This is a genomic window from Pseudomonas sp. NBRC 111133, from assembly GCF_001320605.1.
Lineage (GTDB): Bacteria > Pseudomonadota > Gammaproteobacteria > Pseudomonadales > Pseudomonadaceae > Aquipseudomonas > Aquipseudomonas monteilii.
The window spans coordinates 18,216-31,512 of the sequence record NZ_BCBJ01000096.1; the positions used below are offsets into that span (position 1 = coordinate 18,216).

Consider the following 13,297-nt stretch of genomic DNA (forward strand, 5'->3'; position numbering starts at 1 on the left):
GCGGTGGAAGCAGGCTTGCCCGCGAAGGGCGGTGCGAAAGGTGAAGATTCGAGTCGCAAGCCGGCCGGAGGTTCCCAATCCCGCGTTGTCACCGCCCCTGCAACAACTCGACTGCCTGATCAAACACCGCCAACGGCTCAGCGGCCTTGTGAATATCCGCCGACAGCAATTGGCGGAAGCGCCGTGCGCCCTTGAACCCCTGGGCCAACCCCAGAATGTGCCGGGTAACGTGATGCATCGCGCCACCACTTGCCATATGCGCCACGATGTAAGGCCGCAGCTGTGCCAGCGCCTCGGTACGGCTGACCACCGGCGCCGCGCTGCCAAATAGGTGCTGGTCCACCTCGGCCAGCAGGTAAGGGTTGTGATACGCCTCACGCCCCAGCATCACGCCGTCGAAGGTTTCAAGGTGCGCCTGGCATTCGGCCAGGGTCTTGATCCCGCCGTTGAGCACGATCTCCAGGTCCGGGAAGTCGGCCTTCAACTGCGCTGCCACGTCATAGCGCAGCGGCGGGATTTCGCGGTTCTCCTTCGGCGACAGCCCTTCCAGAATCGCGATGCGCGCATGCACGGTAAAACTCCGGCAGCCGGCCTCGCGCACCTGGCCGACGAAGTCGCACAGTTCGGCGTAGCTGTCGCGGCCATTGATGCCAATGCGGTGCTTGACCGTCACCGGCGTCGACACCGCATCACGCATGGCCTTCACGCAATCGGCCACCAGCGCCGGGTGCGCCATCAGGCAAGCGCCGATCATGTTGTTTTGCACCCGGTCGCTCGGGCAGCCGACGTTGAGGTTGACCTCGTCGTAGCCGGCCTCCTCGGCCAGGCGCGCGCAGGCAGCCAGGTCGGCGGGCACACTACCGCCCAGTTGCAGGGCCAGCGGGTGTTCGGAGACGTCGTGGCGCAGGAAGCGGTGGGCGTCGTTGTGGAGGAGGGCGCCGGTGGTGACCATCTCGGTGTAGAGCAGGGTTTGGCTGGAGAGCAGGCGCAGGAAGAAGCGGCAGTGGCGGTCTGTCCAGTCCATCATCGGTGCAACGCTGAACCGTCGGAACGGTTCCGCACATTGAATTTCAGCTAATTCTTGAGGCATCTGGGGCACGTATCTGATACCCGGCGTGGTTGCCCGACGCCGGGGAGATTTGGGGAATGGGCATAGTCTACCAATTCGGGCTGCCATGCGTCTGGCCCTGTGATGACTGGCGTTGCCCGCTGCCCACGGCCAGACTTACTTCAACGGCACATACACATCCGTCTCCCACTGCTCCAGCGGCGTTTCCGGATACACACTCAGGTACTGAAAGAACAACGGATGATCCCGCAGTTCTTCACGACTCGAAGGCAACCAGTCCCGATAAAGCGGGTAGATGGTCTCACCAATGTAGTCAGGCGAGCCGGTATGCCGAATCACGGCACAACGCCCCGCTGGGATGACCCGTTCGTGCACGCCGAAATCATTGGGCTGTACAGCCTCGTCCATCTCGCCACACACGGCAAAGCGAAAGGCGTGGGCGGGGGTGGTGTCGGGGTTGTCGTAGGGGATGCCGAAGGTGCGGCTGGTCGCGACGGGCGACTGGCCGCTGTGCATGCGCCATTGGCGAAAGCGCGCGACGCTTTCGCCGACCAGGCTTGGCGCCCCTCGGTGTTCAAGCGCGGCCACGCGGGTTTCGGCGAAATCCACGATACGGATCTGCATGGTGATACTCCTGGTTAAGTGAGGCACAACGAACACCGCACTCCAGGCCTGCCAGTTCGGGGCCTTGGCAAAAACGCTCGGCGCCATGCCGAAGGCACGCTTGAACGCCCTGGAAAAGGCTTCGGGGCTTTCGAAGCCGGCGCCGAATGCGGCTTCCAGTACGGGCGTTGTGGGCGAGGCGACCAGTTGATGCGCCGCACGTCGAAGCCTCATCAGTTGCACATACCGTGTAACCGGAACGCCCATGTATGCCGTGAATTGCCGATGAAAGTGAAACGGCGAGAAGTTGGCGATGCGGCTCAGGGCATTCACCGACAGGTCGCCTTCAAGGTGGCTGTCGATATAGGCAAGCACGGCTTCGAACCGTTTTGCGTAGGTCGGGTTGTGCTGTGAGTCAGTCAACGAACGGAATCTCCGGAAGGTGCGGTGAGCGCTAGCATCCGTTGTTCAGGCATCGAAGTGCCTAGCCGTGATTGCTCAATCAGGGAGGGGCTTGACCATCGTGTTGGATGATACTGGCTTTGTGGGGTGGCGGATTAACCGCAATGCCGGTCAGTCAGCCGTCAGCACTACAGGCTGTGTACCAAGGGGCAGCAGAGTCGACATGAAGGTGTTTCTGCTGCTTGGGCAGAAACGGTGTATCAAGCGTGCCCAGCGCGATTGAAACCCAATCGGCAAACTCACCCTGGGAACGTGACCAGAACAGGCTAGAGCCGCACTCGGCGCAAAACTCGCGCACTACGGTGGGTGAGGAGGCGAAGGCCTTGAGGCTGGCTGCGCCGCGCAGTATTCGCAGCCCGCTGCGTGGAACGCTGCCGTATGAGGCGAAGGCGGCCCCGTGGCTTTTGCGGCACTGGCTGCAGTGGCAATGGCTTACTGCTTTGGGTGGGGTAAGTAGCAGGTAACTGACCGCTGCACACAGGCAGCTTCCTTGATAGGCCTCTTTCACTGGCGCTTCCGTGCAGGTGGAAAGCGCCAGCGTAACTGCCCCGGCTTGATCCGTCGACTGGCCAGGGCGGCCTGTTGGCCGCTTTTCAGTGCTGCGCGCTATCCACCGCGATGCTTTCACCGGAAACGTCGGCATGCCTGGCACTGCGATCGGCAATGGCGTAATGAATCAACCCGCCCAAACCGGCGCCGAAGAACCACGAGAACTGCGACAGCGTGTCGAACGCCGGCACCAGCGCCAGCACGATGGCGATCAGCGCAGCGGGGATGAACGCCGCTACGGCGCGCAGGTTGACCCCGCCCTTGTAGTGGTAGGCGGCCTCGGTGCTTTCGCTGTACAGCTGCGGCAGGTTCACGCGGCTGCGACGCACCAGGTAGTAGTCGGTGACGATGATGCCGTACAGCGGGCCGAGCAGGGCGCCCAGGCCGCCGAGGAAATACACGATCACCGACGGGCTGTTGTACAGGTGCCAAGGCAGAATCACCACCGCGATGCCGGCGCTGAGCAGGCCCGCGCGGCGGAAGCTCAGCAGGTTCGGGGCCAGGTTGGCGAGCACGTAGGCCGGGGCGACGAAGTTGGCCATGATGTTCACCGCCACGGTGACGATCAGGAAGGCCAGGCAGGCCAGCACCAAGCCGGCGGTGTTGGGGATGGCGGCGACGATTTCGGTGGGACCCTGCACCAGCTTGCCGTCGATGCTGAACTGCGCACCGGCGAGTACCACGGCAATCAGCGCGAAGCCGAGCATGTTCACGGGCAGGCCCCAGAAGTTGCCCACGCTGATGGTGCGCCGGTCTGGGCAGTTGCGGGTGAAGTCGCAGAAGTTGAGGATCATGGTGCCGTACAGCGAGACCCACAGGGCGGCGGCACCGAGCACTTTCAACCACATTGTCGAGCCGGTCGGTGCGTTGCCGCTGGACCAGGCAATCGACAAGCCACTGCGCCAGTACATCCAGCCCGCCAGGCAGGCGAATGCGACCAGGATGATCGGCCCGGTGATGGACTCGAAGCGGCGGACCATTTCCATGCCGTAGGCGAAGATCGCCACCTGCACGCACCAGATGCCGAGGAAGGTGACCCAACCCAGTGTCGACAGGCCAAGGATTGCGTTCTGATCGTAGGCCTTGAGGTCTGGCACGATGGCGGTGAGCAGCACGCGCAGCACGACCGAGGCGAGGTACGTCTGGATACCGAACCAGGCAATGGCGATCACCGCGCGGATCAGGGCCGGGATCTGTGCACCGTGGATGCCGAAGCTGATCCGGCACAGGACGGGGTAGGGCAGGCCGGTTTTCTGGCCCATGTAGCCGGACAGGTTCATCAGGCCGTAGATCACTAGTGCGCCGAGGGCGAAGGCGCCAAGGATTTGCGCGCCGCTCAGGCCCAGGGCGAACAGGCCGATGGCGAAGGAGTAGTTGGCGATGTTGTGCACATCGTTGGTCCACAGCGCAAACAGGCTGTAGCGCCCCCAGGTGCGATTTGCCGCGCGGGTTGGCGCGAGGTCGGCGCTGTACAGGCGCGGGCTCAATGCCAGTTGAACGGGCTCGGCCGTTTCGACGGGTATCGCGTCAAGGTGGCCAACATCGGAGCGTGAAATCGACGCCATCGGAACTCCATGATGGTTGTGTACTTTTATTGTTGGACTTGTATACAAACAAGATTCGTACCAACCCGCAGGTTTCATAGAGTTTGCCGTTTCCGCGCCGTTTTGCTGCCTTTTGTCGTGATGAACCGGGCCTTGAAGTGGGAAGTTCGTGCACATTCTTGGGCGCAGTTGTTACCACCCGCGCAGGTTGGTGCTGTGAACGGCTGGCTTTGCGGGGAATGTTCCGACTAAGCTGGGGGCAGGGTTCTAACGGGGGCTATTCCATGTTGCATGTACCGCTCGGACTGGGTCTGTTACTGGCCGTCGCCTTGGTTGAAGCGGCCCCCCTGCAGGTCCCCACCCCGGCTCAACTCAGGAGCCAGCTCGACAGCCTCAAACCTGGGCAGTTTCTCTGGTACCCGCAGGTCTCGCCGGTGGGGCCGGTGACTGTCGTGGTCAGCCTTACCGAGCAACGTGCCTATGTGTACCGCAACGGCATCGCCATCGGCGTCAGCACCGTGAGCAGCGGCAAGCCAGGCCGCGAAACCCCCACCGGGGTATTCAGCATTTTGCAGAAAAAGGTCGAGCATAAATCCAGCCTCTACAACAGCGCGCCGATGCCTTACATGGAGCGCCTGACCTGGGACGGCATTGCCCTGCACGCTGGCCACCTGCCGGGGTACCCCGCCTCGCATGGTTGCGTGCGGCTGCCCATGGACTTTGCCAAAAAGCTGTACGAAGTGACCGGTTTCAGTTCGACCACGGTCATCGTTTCCGACACCCACAGTGCACCGGTGGAGGTCTACCACCCCGGGGTGCTGGCGCCCACGGTCAGCGAGGGTAAAGCCCAAGGCCCGTTGGTCTTGAGCAATCAACAGTTCTGGAACGACCCCGACCCGACGGCAGGGCCGCTGTCGATCCTGATCAGCCGCGCCGACTTGCGCGCCTATGTGTTTCGCGGTGGCCAACTGGTCGGCTCGGCACCGGCACTTTCGCTTGATAGCAGCCAGCATCGCAGCGGCATGGCGGTGTATTCCCTGCTGCAAAAGCCATCCGCCCCGGCACTCGATGGCGCGCTACCTTTGCATTGGTCGGTGGTGGGCCTGAGCAACCCGGAGTACGGGAACACGCCTTATGAACAATTGGGCCAATTGAGCATCAGCCCGGAATTCCGCCGCCATTTGCGGGCGGCGATGGACGTTGGCACGATGCTGGTGATCACCGACTGGGCGTCCACCCGGGATACCCGCAGCAATGGACAATTCACGGTAATCAGCACCGAAGGCAGTGAAGATGTTAAACCATTGGTCAAGAAATGATCGGCAATGCCGGAGGAATCAAGCAAAGTAGCCGCTTTTGGCTGCAATCATGGCAACAACGGCCACGTTTTCATCAAGGTAATCCATGTCGATCTTCAAACCATTGCGGGGAGCCGCGCGGCTCTCGTTGGCCAGTATTGGCCTGTTTTTCCTCGGCGCCTGGCAAGCCGCCCACGCGCAACCGCTGCCGAGTGCCGCCGAGCTGCAGCAGTTGGCCCCGAGCGCCAGCCTGTCGACCCTGGCCCTGGCACTCACCGCCTACGCATGCGCCAGTCACAGCGACGCGGACAAGTTGCTGACGGTGATCGACTACTCCAAGGCCTCGCGTGACAAACGCTTGTGGGTGTTCGACCTGCGTGCCAGGAAGCTGTTGTTCGAGGAATGGGTCGCCCATGGCAAGAACAGCGGCGCCGATGTACCGACTGCGTTTTCCAACGCACCGAACAGCTACCAGTCGTCTATCGGCTTGTATGAGACCGGCCAGACTTACAGTGGCAAGCACGGCCGCTCGCTGCGCCTGCAGGGGCTGGAGCCGGGGTTCAATGACAACAGCATGTCGCGGGCGATTGTGATGCATGCCGCCGCATATGCCGACCCCAAGGTGGTGCCGGGCCTCGGTCGTTTAGGGCGCAGCCAGGGGTGCCCGGCTGTTCGGCCGGCCATTGCCGGCAAGCTGATCGAGACGCTGCAACGCGGTAGCTATGTGTTCGCCTATTATCCGCAGCAGGACTGGCTGAAAACATCGCGTTTTCTTAACGCCCAGAGCTGCCCGCTGGCGAATCAGTCGATTGCCAGCAAGTAGGGGAAGTGGCGGGCCAACCCTGTCCGTCCAGCGGAAGAGCTGCATGAGCCCCTAAACGCTACGCGTCACACCTCCATCAACCCTGATGTTCTGCCCCGTGATGTAGGCCGCGCCGTCGCTGGCAAGAAACGCAATGGTGGCGGCGATTTCCTCGCTGGTGCCATAGCGCTTGAGCGGCACGCTGTCGCGGCGTTGTTCGGTGGCCGGCAGGCTGTCGATCCAGCCGGGCAGGACATTGTTGATCCGTACGTTATCCCCGGCGAAGTTGTCGGCGAAGATCTTGGTAAATGCGGCCAGGCCCGAGCGGAAAACAGCAGACGTCGGGAACAGCTCGCTCGGCTCGAACGCCCAGGCGGTGGAAATGTTGATGATCACGCCGCCCTTCTGGCGCTGCATGAAAGGCGTTACCAGACGCGTCGGGCGAATGACATTGAGCAGGTAGGTGTCCATGCCCTTGTGCCAGTCCTCGTCGCTGATCTCCAGGATCGGCGCGCGCGGCCCATGGCCGGCGCTATTGACCAGCACGTCGATACGGCCCCATTTTTCCACCACGGCGTCGACCAGGCGTTGCAGGTCTTCGACCGACTGGTTGCTGCCGGTTACACCAATGCCGCCAAGCTCGGCAGCCAGCGCTTCACCTTTGCCCGATGAAGAAAGGATGCCAACCTTGAACCCCTCAGCGGCCAGGCGGCGTGCTGCTGCAGCGCCCATGCCGCTACCGCCGGCGGTAATAATCGCAACTTTTTCTACTGACATGCTGCCTCCAGAACTGAAACGGCTGATTGGTTAGGTGCACTCACCTTAGCAGTAGCCTTAGGGGCGAGGGAGACAGGCAAGCTTTACCGTGACAGTAGATTAACTATTGTCAGCCTGCTGCTTGAGCCAGTGTTGAACCACGTCAAGCGACTCAGGCTGCTGCAGCTTGCGGGGCCACACCAGGTAGAACGACTTGTCCAGCCGCAGCGGCTGGTCGAAGACCTGAATCAGCCTGCCTGCGGCAATGTCGTCACTGACGAATGCCAGGCTGGCCAACGCAATGCCCTGACCACTGATGGCGGCATCAATAGCCAATGAAGTCTGGTTGAACCGCAGGTTTCTGGCGGTCGGTTGGGCGTGGTGCGGGAACACGGCTGCAAGGTACCGGGGCCAGAAGTCATGGGCATCGTGAAGCATGATGAAGGCTTGCAGCTGTTCGAAGCAGGTGGGGATGTGGGTGCCCTCGAACAACGCTGGGCTGGCCACGGCGACGATGTACTGTTCCATCAACAGTTCGCTGTTCAACCCCGCGCCAATTTCGGGCTTGCCATAGCGCACCGCGATATCCACGCCGTCGGTACTGAAGTGAGACAGCCGATCGGTGGCCAGCACTCGCAGATCGATGTCCGGGTGGCTTTGCGCAAAGTTGCCGAGCCTGGGAATAAGCCATTTCGAGGCAAAGGTGGGGGTAACGCTGACCGTCAGGTGAGACGTCTGCGGGCGCAACAGGCGGGTTGCCTCATCGATCATCGCCAAGGCACTGCGAATGCTGCCGCTATAGCCCAGGCCCGCATCGGTCAGTGCCAGGCCCCGGGGCAGGCGCTCGAACAAACGAAGGTTCAGGCTCGCTTCCAGCCCGCGTATTTGCTGAGCAACGGCGGCCTGGGTAACACCCAGCTCCTCGGCAGCCAAGCGGAAGTTGAGGTGGCGGGCAACCACTTCAAACACACGTAGCGCGTTGAGTGAGGGTAAGTCAGGGAAACCGTTTGGCATGACGATGGGGGCCCGGGCTGCAAAGATTCAACGCCGAGGCTACTCCCTGAGCACCATTAAAGAAACCCACGCCACCGCAGCCAATCCAGCGCTGTTTCGCTTAAGCCACGTCGTTGTCGGTTACACATTTGCATCTCTGTGCTTGACGCGTGAAATTTTTCATGTAATTTTTCATGAAAAATAACTCTAAAAATTTCACGGCAGTCCGAAACGATGAAGATGCACGAAGAGGTTGAAGCCCTCGCGATCCTTATTCACGACCTGCGCAAATTCAAGAACCTGACCCTGGGTGAGCTGGCCGAGCGCATCAACCGCTCGGTTGGGTTCCTTTCCCAGGTCGAACGCGGTGTTTCGCGCCCGACCGTGGCCGACCTCACCGCCATCAGCGAAGCGCTCGGCGTGTCGACCGCGTACTTCTACAACCTGAGCAAGCCCCGCAGCATCGGCTGGGTCACGCGCCCCCACGAGCGGCGCACGCTGTACCTGGAGTCGGGCATCACCGATGTGCTGGCGTCGCCCACCATCGCCGGTGCCTTCTCCCTGCTCGACAGTCATCTCGAGCCCGGCGCCACCAGTGGCGAGGCGTACCTGAGTGACCGCTCCGAGCAGGGCTGCTTCGTGCTCGAAGGCGAACTCACGGTATGGCTGGACCAAGGCGAGGCCGTGACCCTTCAGGCCAATGACTGTTTCCAGCTGCAACCCCACGCGCAGTTCCGTTACGCCAACCTGACGGCAAAGCCCACCCGCGTGCTCTGGGTCTTCAATTGAATTCGTTCAACTCACAAGGATAAGAAGATGAGTGTCATCTTTCCGGATCTGCTGACTGAAGTGCGCGCGTTTCGAGCGCAGCACCCGGCCATACGTTATGTCGACCTGATTGCGCTGGATATCCCCGGGCACTTTTACGGCAAGCGTTACCCCATGGACATGCTGGAAAAGGTCGCCGCCGGCGCGCCGCTGAAGCTGCCACAGAACTGCGTGCTGCTCGGCACCCAGGGTGGGCTCTACCCGATTGGTGACTACTGCTTCGCTGACGGCGACCCGGACGCCGCCCGGCGCCTGGTACCAGGCACCCTGAAACCGGTGCGCTGGGAAAAGGAAGTGATCGCCCAGATGCTGATTACCTCCGACGGCACCGCCCAGCCGATCGAGTTCGAGCCCCGCGAGGTGCTGGCCCGCGTTATCGAACGCCTGGCCAAGCGTGGCATTCGCCCGGTGGTGGCGTTCGAGCTGGAGTTCTACCTGTTCGACCGCCAGCTGGATAACGGCCTGCCGCAGTACCCACGCGACACGGCGACCGGGGATGAAGACGACCAGCCGAACATGCACATCGAGCGGCTGTCGCGCTTCTCGTCAGTGCTGCACGAAATGGTGGATGGCGCCAATGAGCAGGGTGTGCCAGCGAACGTCATCACGGCGGAACTGGGCCCAGGCCAGTTCGAGATAAACTTCTCCCACAGCGACGATGCCCTGAGCGCGGCGGACTGGTCGGCGCTGTTCTGCCGCAGCACCCGGGGTATCGCGATGAAGCACGGCTACCGTGCCAGCTTCATGAGCAAGCCCTACCTTGATGCGCCAGGCAGCGGCATGCATGTGCACGTCAGCCTGTACGACACCGCTGGCAATAACATCCTTGCCGGTGCCGAACAGCGCAAGCTGCGCCATGCGGTAGCCGGGTGCCTGGAGTTGCTGCCGCACTGCATGCCGATCTTCGCCCCTAACCACAATGCTTATCGCCGCTATGGCGCCATGGTCAACGCGGCGAGCAAGGCCAGCTGGGGCTTCGAAGACCGTGATGCGTGCATTCGCATCCCCGAGTCCGACCCGCGCAACCTGCGCATCGAACACCGCCTCGCGGGTGCCGATGCCAACCCGTACCTGGTGCTGGCGGCCATCCTGACCGGCATGGAGCACGGCCTGGACCGCGGCGTTGAGCCCATCGCCCCGCTGAACGACAACCGCCAGAGCGGCATCGACTTCCCCAAGGATGCCCTCAGCGCCCTAGCCGCCATGCGTCACCACCCGGTAGTCAACCAGGGTTTGGGCAGTGAGTTCGTGATGGTGTATTGCGAAAACAAATACCAGGAGCAACTGGACTTCATGCGCCACATCGATGCCCGCGAATACCGCTGGTTCCTGTAGCTGGCGCCGTTGGTACAGCGACGCCTTTCCAACGTTCAAACACCACGCGCAATACCGATTTGCCGGAGGAAGATATGCCACGTGTGCCCGTTATTGGCATTACCGCATGCACCAGCATGATTGAGCAGCATGCCACCCAGACCATCGCCGAGAAGTATGCACGCGCGGCGGCCAAGGCGGCGTGTGGCTTGCCCATCGTGATACCCAGCCTCGGTGAGCTGGTGGACAGCGCCGATATTCTCGACGTGGTGGACGGGCTGATCTTCACCGGCTCGCCGTCCAACATCGAGCCGTTTCACTACAACGGCCCGGCCAGTGCCGAGGGCACCCATCACGACCCGCTGCGTGATGCCACCACGTTGCCGCTGATGCGTGCGGCTATCGCTGCCGGTGTGCCGGTACTCGGCATTTGCCGTGGCTTTCAGGAAATGAACGTGGCACTGGGCGGCACCCTGCACCAGAACGTGCACGAGGCCGGGGTGTTCATGGACCACCGTGAAGGCAAGGGCGAGCCCATCGAAAAGCAGTATGGCCCGCGCCACACCATGCATGTAGAGCCTGGTGGCCTGCTCGACCGCATGGGTTTGCCGGCGATCTTCGACGTCAATTCCATCCATGGTCAGGGCATCGATGTACTGGCCCCGGGGCTGAGGGTGGAAGCGCTGGCACCCGATGGCCTGGTGGAAGCGATTTCGGTCGAGAACGGCAAGGGCTTTGCCCTTGCGGTGCAATGGCACCCTGAGTTCCAGGTCATGGACAACCCGCACTACCTGACCCTCTTCCAGTCCTTCGGCAAGGCCTGCCGGCAGCGCTCGGTATTGCGCCAGAAGCTGTTGCTGTCTGCCTGAAGCGACCTTTCCCAACTAGAAAAAGTACCTGCGCAGCCTCGCTGCGCAACGCGATGGAGCGAAAGCAATGAGTGAACAGAATCCGCAAACCCTGGCCTGGCAGGCCATGAGCCGCGACCACCACCTGGCGCCGTTCAGCGATGTGCAGCAACTGGCCGAGAAAGGCCCGCGCATCATCACCTCGGCCAAGGGCGTGTACCTGTGGGACAGCGAAGGCAACAAGATTCTCGATGGCATGGCCGGCCTGTGGTGCGTGGCGGTTGGCTATGGTCGCGATGAGCTGGCCGAAGTCGCCAGCCAGCAGATGAAGCAACTGCCTTACTACAACCTGTTCTTCCAGACCGCTCACCCGCCTGCGCTGGAGCTGGCCAAGGCGATCGCCGATGTGGCCCCGCAAGGCATGAACCATGTGTTCTTCACGGGTTCCGGCTCCGAAGGCAACGACACCGTGCTGCGCATGGTCCGCCATTACTGGGCGCTGAAGGGCCAGAAGAACAAGAAGGTGATCATTGGTCGCATCAACGGTTACCACGGCTCTACCGTGGCGGGCGCAGCCTTGGGCGGCATGAGCGGCATGCACCAGCAGGGCGGGGTGATCCCGGATATCGTGCACATTGCGCAGCCTTACTGGTTCGGGGAAGGCGGCGACATGACCGAGGCCGAATTCGGCGTGTGGGCGGCTGAGCAGCTGGAGAAGAAAATCCTTGAAGTCGGCGAAGACAACGTCGCTGCCTTCATCGCCGAGCCGATCCAGGGCGCCGGTGGCGTGATCATTCCGCCACAGACCTACTGGCCGAAGGTGAAGGAGATCCTCGCCAAGTACGACATCCTGTTCGTCGCCGACGAAGTGATTTGCGGCTTCGGGCGTACCGGAGAGTGGTTCGGTACCGACTACTACGGCCTCAAACCCGACCTGATGACCATCGCCAAGGGCCTGACCTCTGGCTACATCCCCATGGGCGGGGTGATCGTGCGTGACGAAGTGGCCCAGGTACTCAGCGAAGGTGGCGACTTCAACCACGGTTTCACCTATTCCGGCCACCCGGTGGCGGCGGCGGTGGGCCTGGAGAACCTGCGCATCCTGCGTGACGAGCAGATCATCCAGCAAGTGCACGATAAAACCGCGCCGTACCTGCAACAACGCCTGCGCGAGCTGGCCGACCATCCGCTGGTAGGCGAAGTACGTGGCCTGGGCATGCTCGGTGCGATCGAGCTGGTGAAAGACAAGGCCACCCGCGCCCGTTACGAAGGCAAGGGCGTGGGCATGATCTGCCGCCAGCACTGCTTCGACAACGGCCTGATCATGCGCGCCGTGGGCGACACCATGATCATCGCGCCACCGCTGGTGATCAGCCTTGAGGAGATTGACGAACTGGTGGAAAAGGCCCGCAAGTGCTTGGACCTGACGTACGAGGCTGTTCGCTAAGCGGCCGTTGGCTGCACCGGGGTCGCAAGGCGGCCCCGGTTTGCCCGGCTGGCAAGACGTACACCTGTGAAGCATTTTGCTTTGCGAGTCGGATCATGTACTTTTCAGGGCATTCATTTCCTGTCTGAAAGTCGCGATTCAACTATGAAAGTGCACGAAGAAATCGAAGGCCTGGCAGTACTGATTCGCGACCTGCGCAAGTTCAAAGGCCTGACCCTGGGCGATCTGGCCCAGCGAATTGGCCGTTCGGTGGGCTTTCTGTCCCAGGTCGAGCGGGGCGTATCACGCCCGACCGTGGCCGACCTTACCGCCATCAGTGAAGCGCTGGGTGTCTCGACCGCCTACTTCTACAAGCTGGAAAAACCCCGCGAGCTCGACTGGGTCACCCGCCCGCACGAGCGTCGCACGCTTCACCTGGCGGGCGGCATCACCGATGTATTGGCATCCCCCACCATATCGGGCGCGTTCTCCATGCTCGATAGCCATCTGGAGCCGGGGGCCAGCAGCGGCGAGGAGTACCTGGACGACAGCTCGGAGCAGGGCTGCTTCGTGCTCGAAGGTGAACTGACCGTGTGGCTGGGCGGCGGTGAGCCGGTAACGCTGCGCGCCAGTGACAGCTTTCAGCTGCAACCCCACGCCCGCTTTCGTTACGCCAACCTCACCGACAAGCCCACACGGGTACTCTGGGTGTTCAGCTGAAAGGCCCGCTCGGCGTGTCTCGGTTGGCCAGGAAAGATGACCTGTAAACACTGTACGGGCTGCATAGGGTATCCTTGCGCCACGC

Annotated in this window: 13 protein-coding genes; 7 read left to right on the forward strand and 6 right to left on the reverse strand. The window is 62.0% G+C overall.

From position 1 onward, the window contains the following. Positions 1-88 precede the first annotated feature (88 nt). From dusA to APH36_RS22645, 4 genes are all read right to left on the reverse strand, one after another. Positions 89-1,090 carry a tRNA dihydrouridine(20/20a) synthase DusA gene (gene dusA, locus APH36_RS22635; RefSeq protein WP_060500438.1) on the reverse strand — a complete coding sequence of 334 codons (1,002 nt, stop codon included), beginning with the start codon at positions 1,088-1,090 and terminating at the stop codon, positions 89-91. Positions 1,091-1,225: 135 nt separating this feature from the next. Beyond that, the gene (locus tag APH36_RS22640; RefSeq protein WP_060500440.1) at positions 1,226-2,095 is read right to left on the reverse strand and encodes a GyrI-like domain-containing protein; all 870 of its coding nucleotides are present in this window, start codon (positions 2,093-2,095) and stop codon (positions 1,226-1,228) included. Positions 2,096-2,249: 154 nt separating this feature from the next. Further along, positions 2,250-2,642 carry a GFA family protein gene (locus tag APH36_RS31130; protein ID WP_082426437.1) on the reverse strand — a complete coding sequence of 131 codons (393 nt, stop codon included), beginning with the start codon at positions 2,640-2,642 and terminating at the stop codon, positions 2,250-2,252. 85 nt (positions 2,643-2,727) lie between these two features. Continuing rightward, positions 2,728-4,248, reverse strand: coding sequence for an NCS1 family nucleobase:cation symporter-1 (locus APH36_RS22645; protein WP_060500442.1), 1,521 nt, complete (start codon positions 4,246-4,248; stop codon positions 2,728-2,730). 263 nt (positions 4,249-4,511) lie between these two features. Here APH36_RS22645 and APH36_RS22650 point away from each other — a divergent pair, with 263 nt between their 5' ends. Continuing rightward, positions 4,512-5,546, forward strand: coding sequence for a L,D-transpeptidase (locus tag APH36_RS22650; RefSeq protein ID WP_060500444.1), 1,035 nt, complete (start codon positions 4,512-4,514; stop codon positions 5,544-5,546). Positions 5,547-5,631: 85 nt separating this feature from the next. After that, entirely contained in the window at positions 5,632-6,348 is a 717-nt protein-coding gene (locus APH36_RS22655) for a murein L,D-transpeptidase catalytic domain family protein (RefSeq protein WP_060500446.1), read from the forward strand. Positions 6,349-6,399: 51 nt separating this feature from the next. Here the strand turns inward: APH36_RS22655 and APH36_RS22660 are convergent, their stop codons facing one another. Together APH36_RS22660 and APH36_RS22665 are read right to left on the reverse strand one after the other, a co-directional pair. Further along, positions 6,400-7,104: an SDR family oxidoreductase gene (locus APH36_RS22660; protein WP_060500448.1), complete on the reverse strand. Its 705-nt coding sequence runs from the start codon at positions 7,102-7,104 to the stop codon at positions 6,400-6,402. Positions 7,105-7,203: 99 nt separating this feature from the next. Then, on the reverse strand, positions 7,204-8,097 hold the full coding sequence (locus tag APH36_RS22665) for a LysR substrate-binding domain-containing protein (protein WP_060500451.1): 894 nt from the start codon (positions 8,095-8,097) through the stop codon (positions 7,204-7,206). A gap of 213 nt (positions 8,098-8,310) precedes the next feature. Here APH36_RS22665 and APH36_RS22670 point away from each other — a divergent pair, with 213 nt between their 5' ends. The 5 genes from APH36_RS22670 (at position 8,311) to APH36_RS22690 (ending at position 13,212) form a co-directional block, all read left to right on the forward strand. Next, complete coding sequence (locus APH36_RS22670; RefSeq protein ID WP_060500453.1) at positions 8,311-8,865, forward strand: helix-turn-helix domain-containing protein; 555 nt, start codon at positions 8,311-8,313, stop codon at positions 8,863-8,865. Positions 8,866-8,892: 27 nt separating this feature from the next. Further along, positions 8,893-10,239 carry a glutamine synthetase family protein gene (locus APH36_RS22675; protein ID WP_060500455.1) on the forward strand — a complete coding sequence of 449 codons (1,347 nt, stop codon included), beginning with the start codon at positions 8,893-8,895 and terminating at the stop codon, positions 10,237-10,239. 74 nt (positions 10,240-10,313) lie between these two features. Then, the gene (locus APH36_RS22680; protein WP_060500457.1) at positions 10,314-11,087 is read left to right on the forward strand and encodes a gamma-glutamyl-gamma-aminobutyrate hydrolase family protein; all 774 of its coding nucleotides are present in this window, start codon (positions 10,314-10,316) and stop codon (positions 11,085-11,087) included. A 67-nt stretch (positions 11,088-11,154) separates the two neighbouring features. After that, positions 11,155-12,513, forward strand: coding sequence for an aspartate aminotransferase family protein (locus APH36_RS22685; protein ID WP_060500459.1), 1,359 nt, complete (start codon positions 11,155-11,157; stop codon positions 12,511-12,513). 144 nt (positions 12,514-12,657) lie between these two features. Then, complete coding sequence (locus tag APH36_RS22690) at positions 12,658-13,212, forward strand: helix-turn-helix domain-containing protein (protein WP_060500461.1); 555 nt, start codon at positions 12,658-12,660, stop codon at positions 13,210-13,212. Positions 13,213-13,297: the final 85 nt, after the last annotated feature.

What these genes read in the sequence shown, in the direction of transcription:
- dusA (WP_060500438.1), bottom strand. Translation starts at nt 1,090, where the DNA reads ATGCCTCAAGAATTAGCTGAAATTCAATGTGCGGAACCGTTCCGACGG.
- APH36_RS22645 (WP_060500442.1), bottom strand. Translation starts at nt 4,248, where the DNA reads ATGGCGTCGATTTCACGCTCCGATGTTGGCCACCTTGACGCGATACCC.
- APH36_RS22650 (WP_060500444.1), top strand. Translation starts at nt 4,512, where the DNA reads ATGTTGCATGTACCGCTCGGACTGGGTCTGTTACTGGCCGTCGCCTTG.
- APH36_RS22655 (WP_060500446.1), top strand. Translation starts at nt 5,632, where the DNA reads ATGTCGATCTTCAAACCATTGCGGGGAGCCGCGCGGCTCTCGTTGGCC.
- APH36_RS22660 (WP_060500448.1), bottom strand. Translation starts at nt 7,104, where the DNA reads ATGTCAGTAGAAAAAGTTGCGATTATTACCGCCGGCGGTAGCGGCATG.
- APH36_RS22665 (WP_060500451.1), bottom strand. Translation starts at nt 8,097, where the DNA reads ATGCCAAACGGTTTCCCTGACTTACCCTCACTCAACGCGCTACGTGTG.
- APH36_RS22670 (WP_060500453.1), top strand. Translation starts at nt 8,311, where the DNA reads ATGAAGATGCACGAAGAGGTTGAAGCCCTCGCGATCCTTATTCACGAC.
- APH36_RS22675 (WP_060500455.1), top strand. Translation starts at nt 8,893, where the DNA reads ATGAGTGTCATCTTTCCGGATCTGCTGACTGAAGTGCGCGCGTTTCGA.
- APH36_RS22680 (WP_060500457.1), top strand. Translation starts at nt 10,314, where the DNA reads ATGCCACGTGTGCCCGTTATTGGCATTACCGCATGCACCAGCATGATT.
- APH36_RS22685 (WP_060500459.1), top strand. Translation starts at nt 11,155, where the DNA reads ATGAGTGAACAGAATCCGCAAACCCTGGCCTGGCAGGCCATGAGCCGC.
- APH36_RS22690 (WP_060500461.1), top strand. Translation starts at nt 12,658, where the DNA reads ATGAAAGTGCACGAAGAAATCGAAGGCCTGGCAGTACTGATTCGCGAC.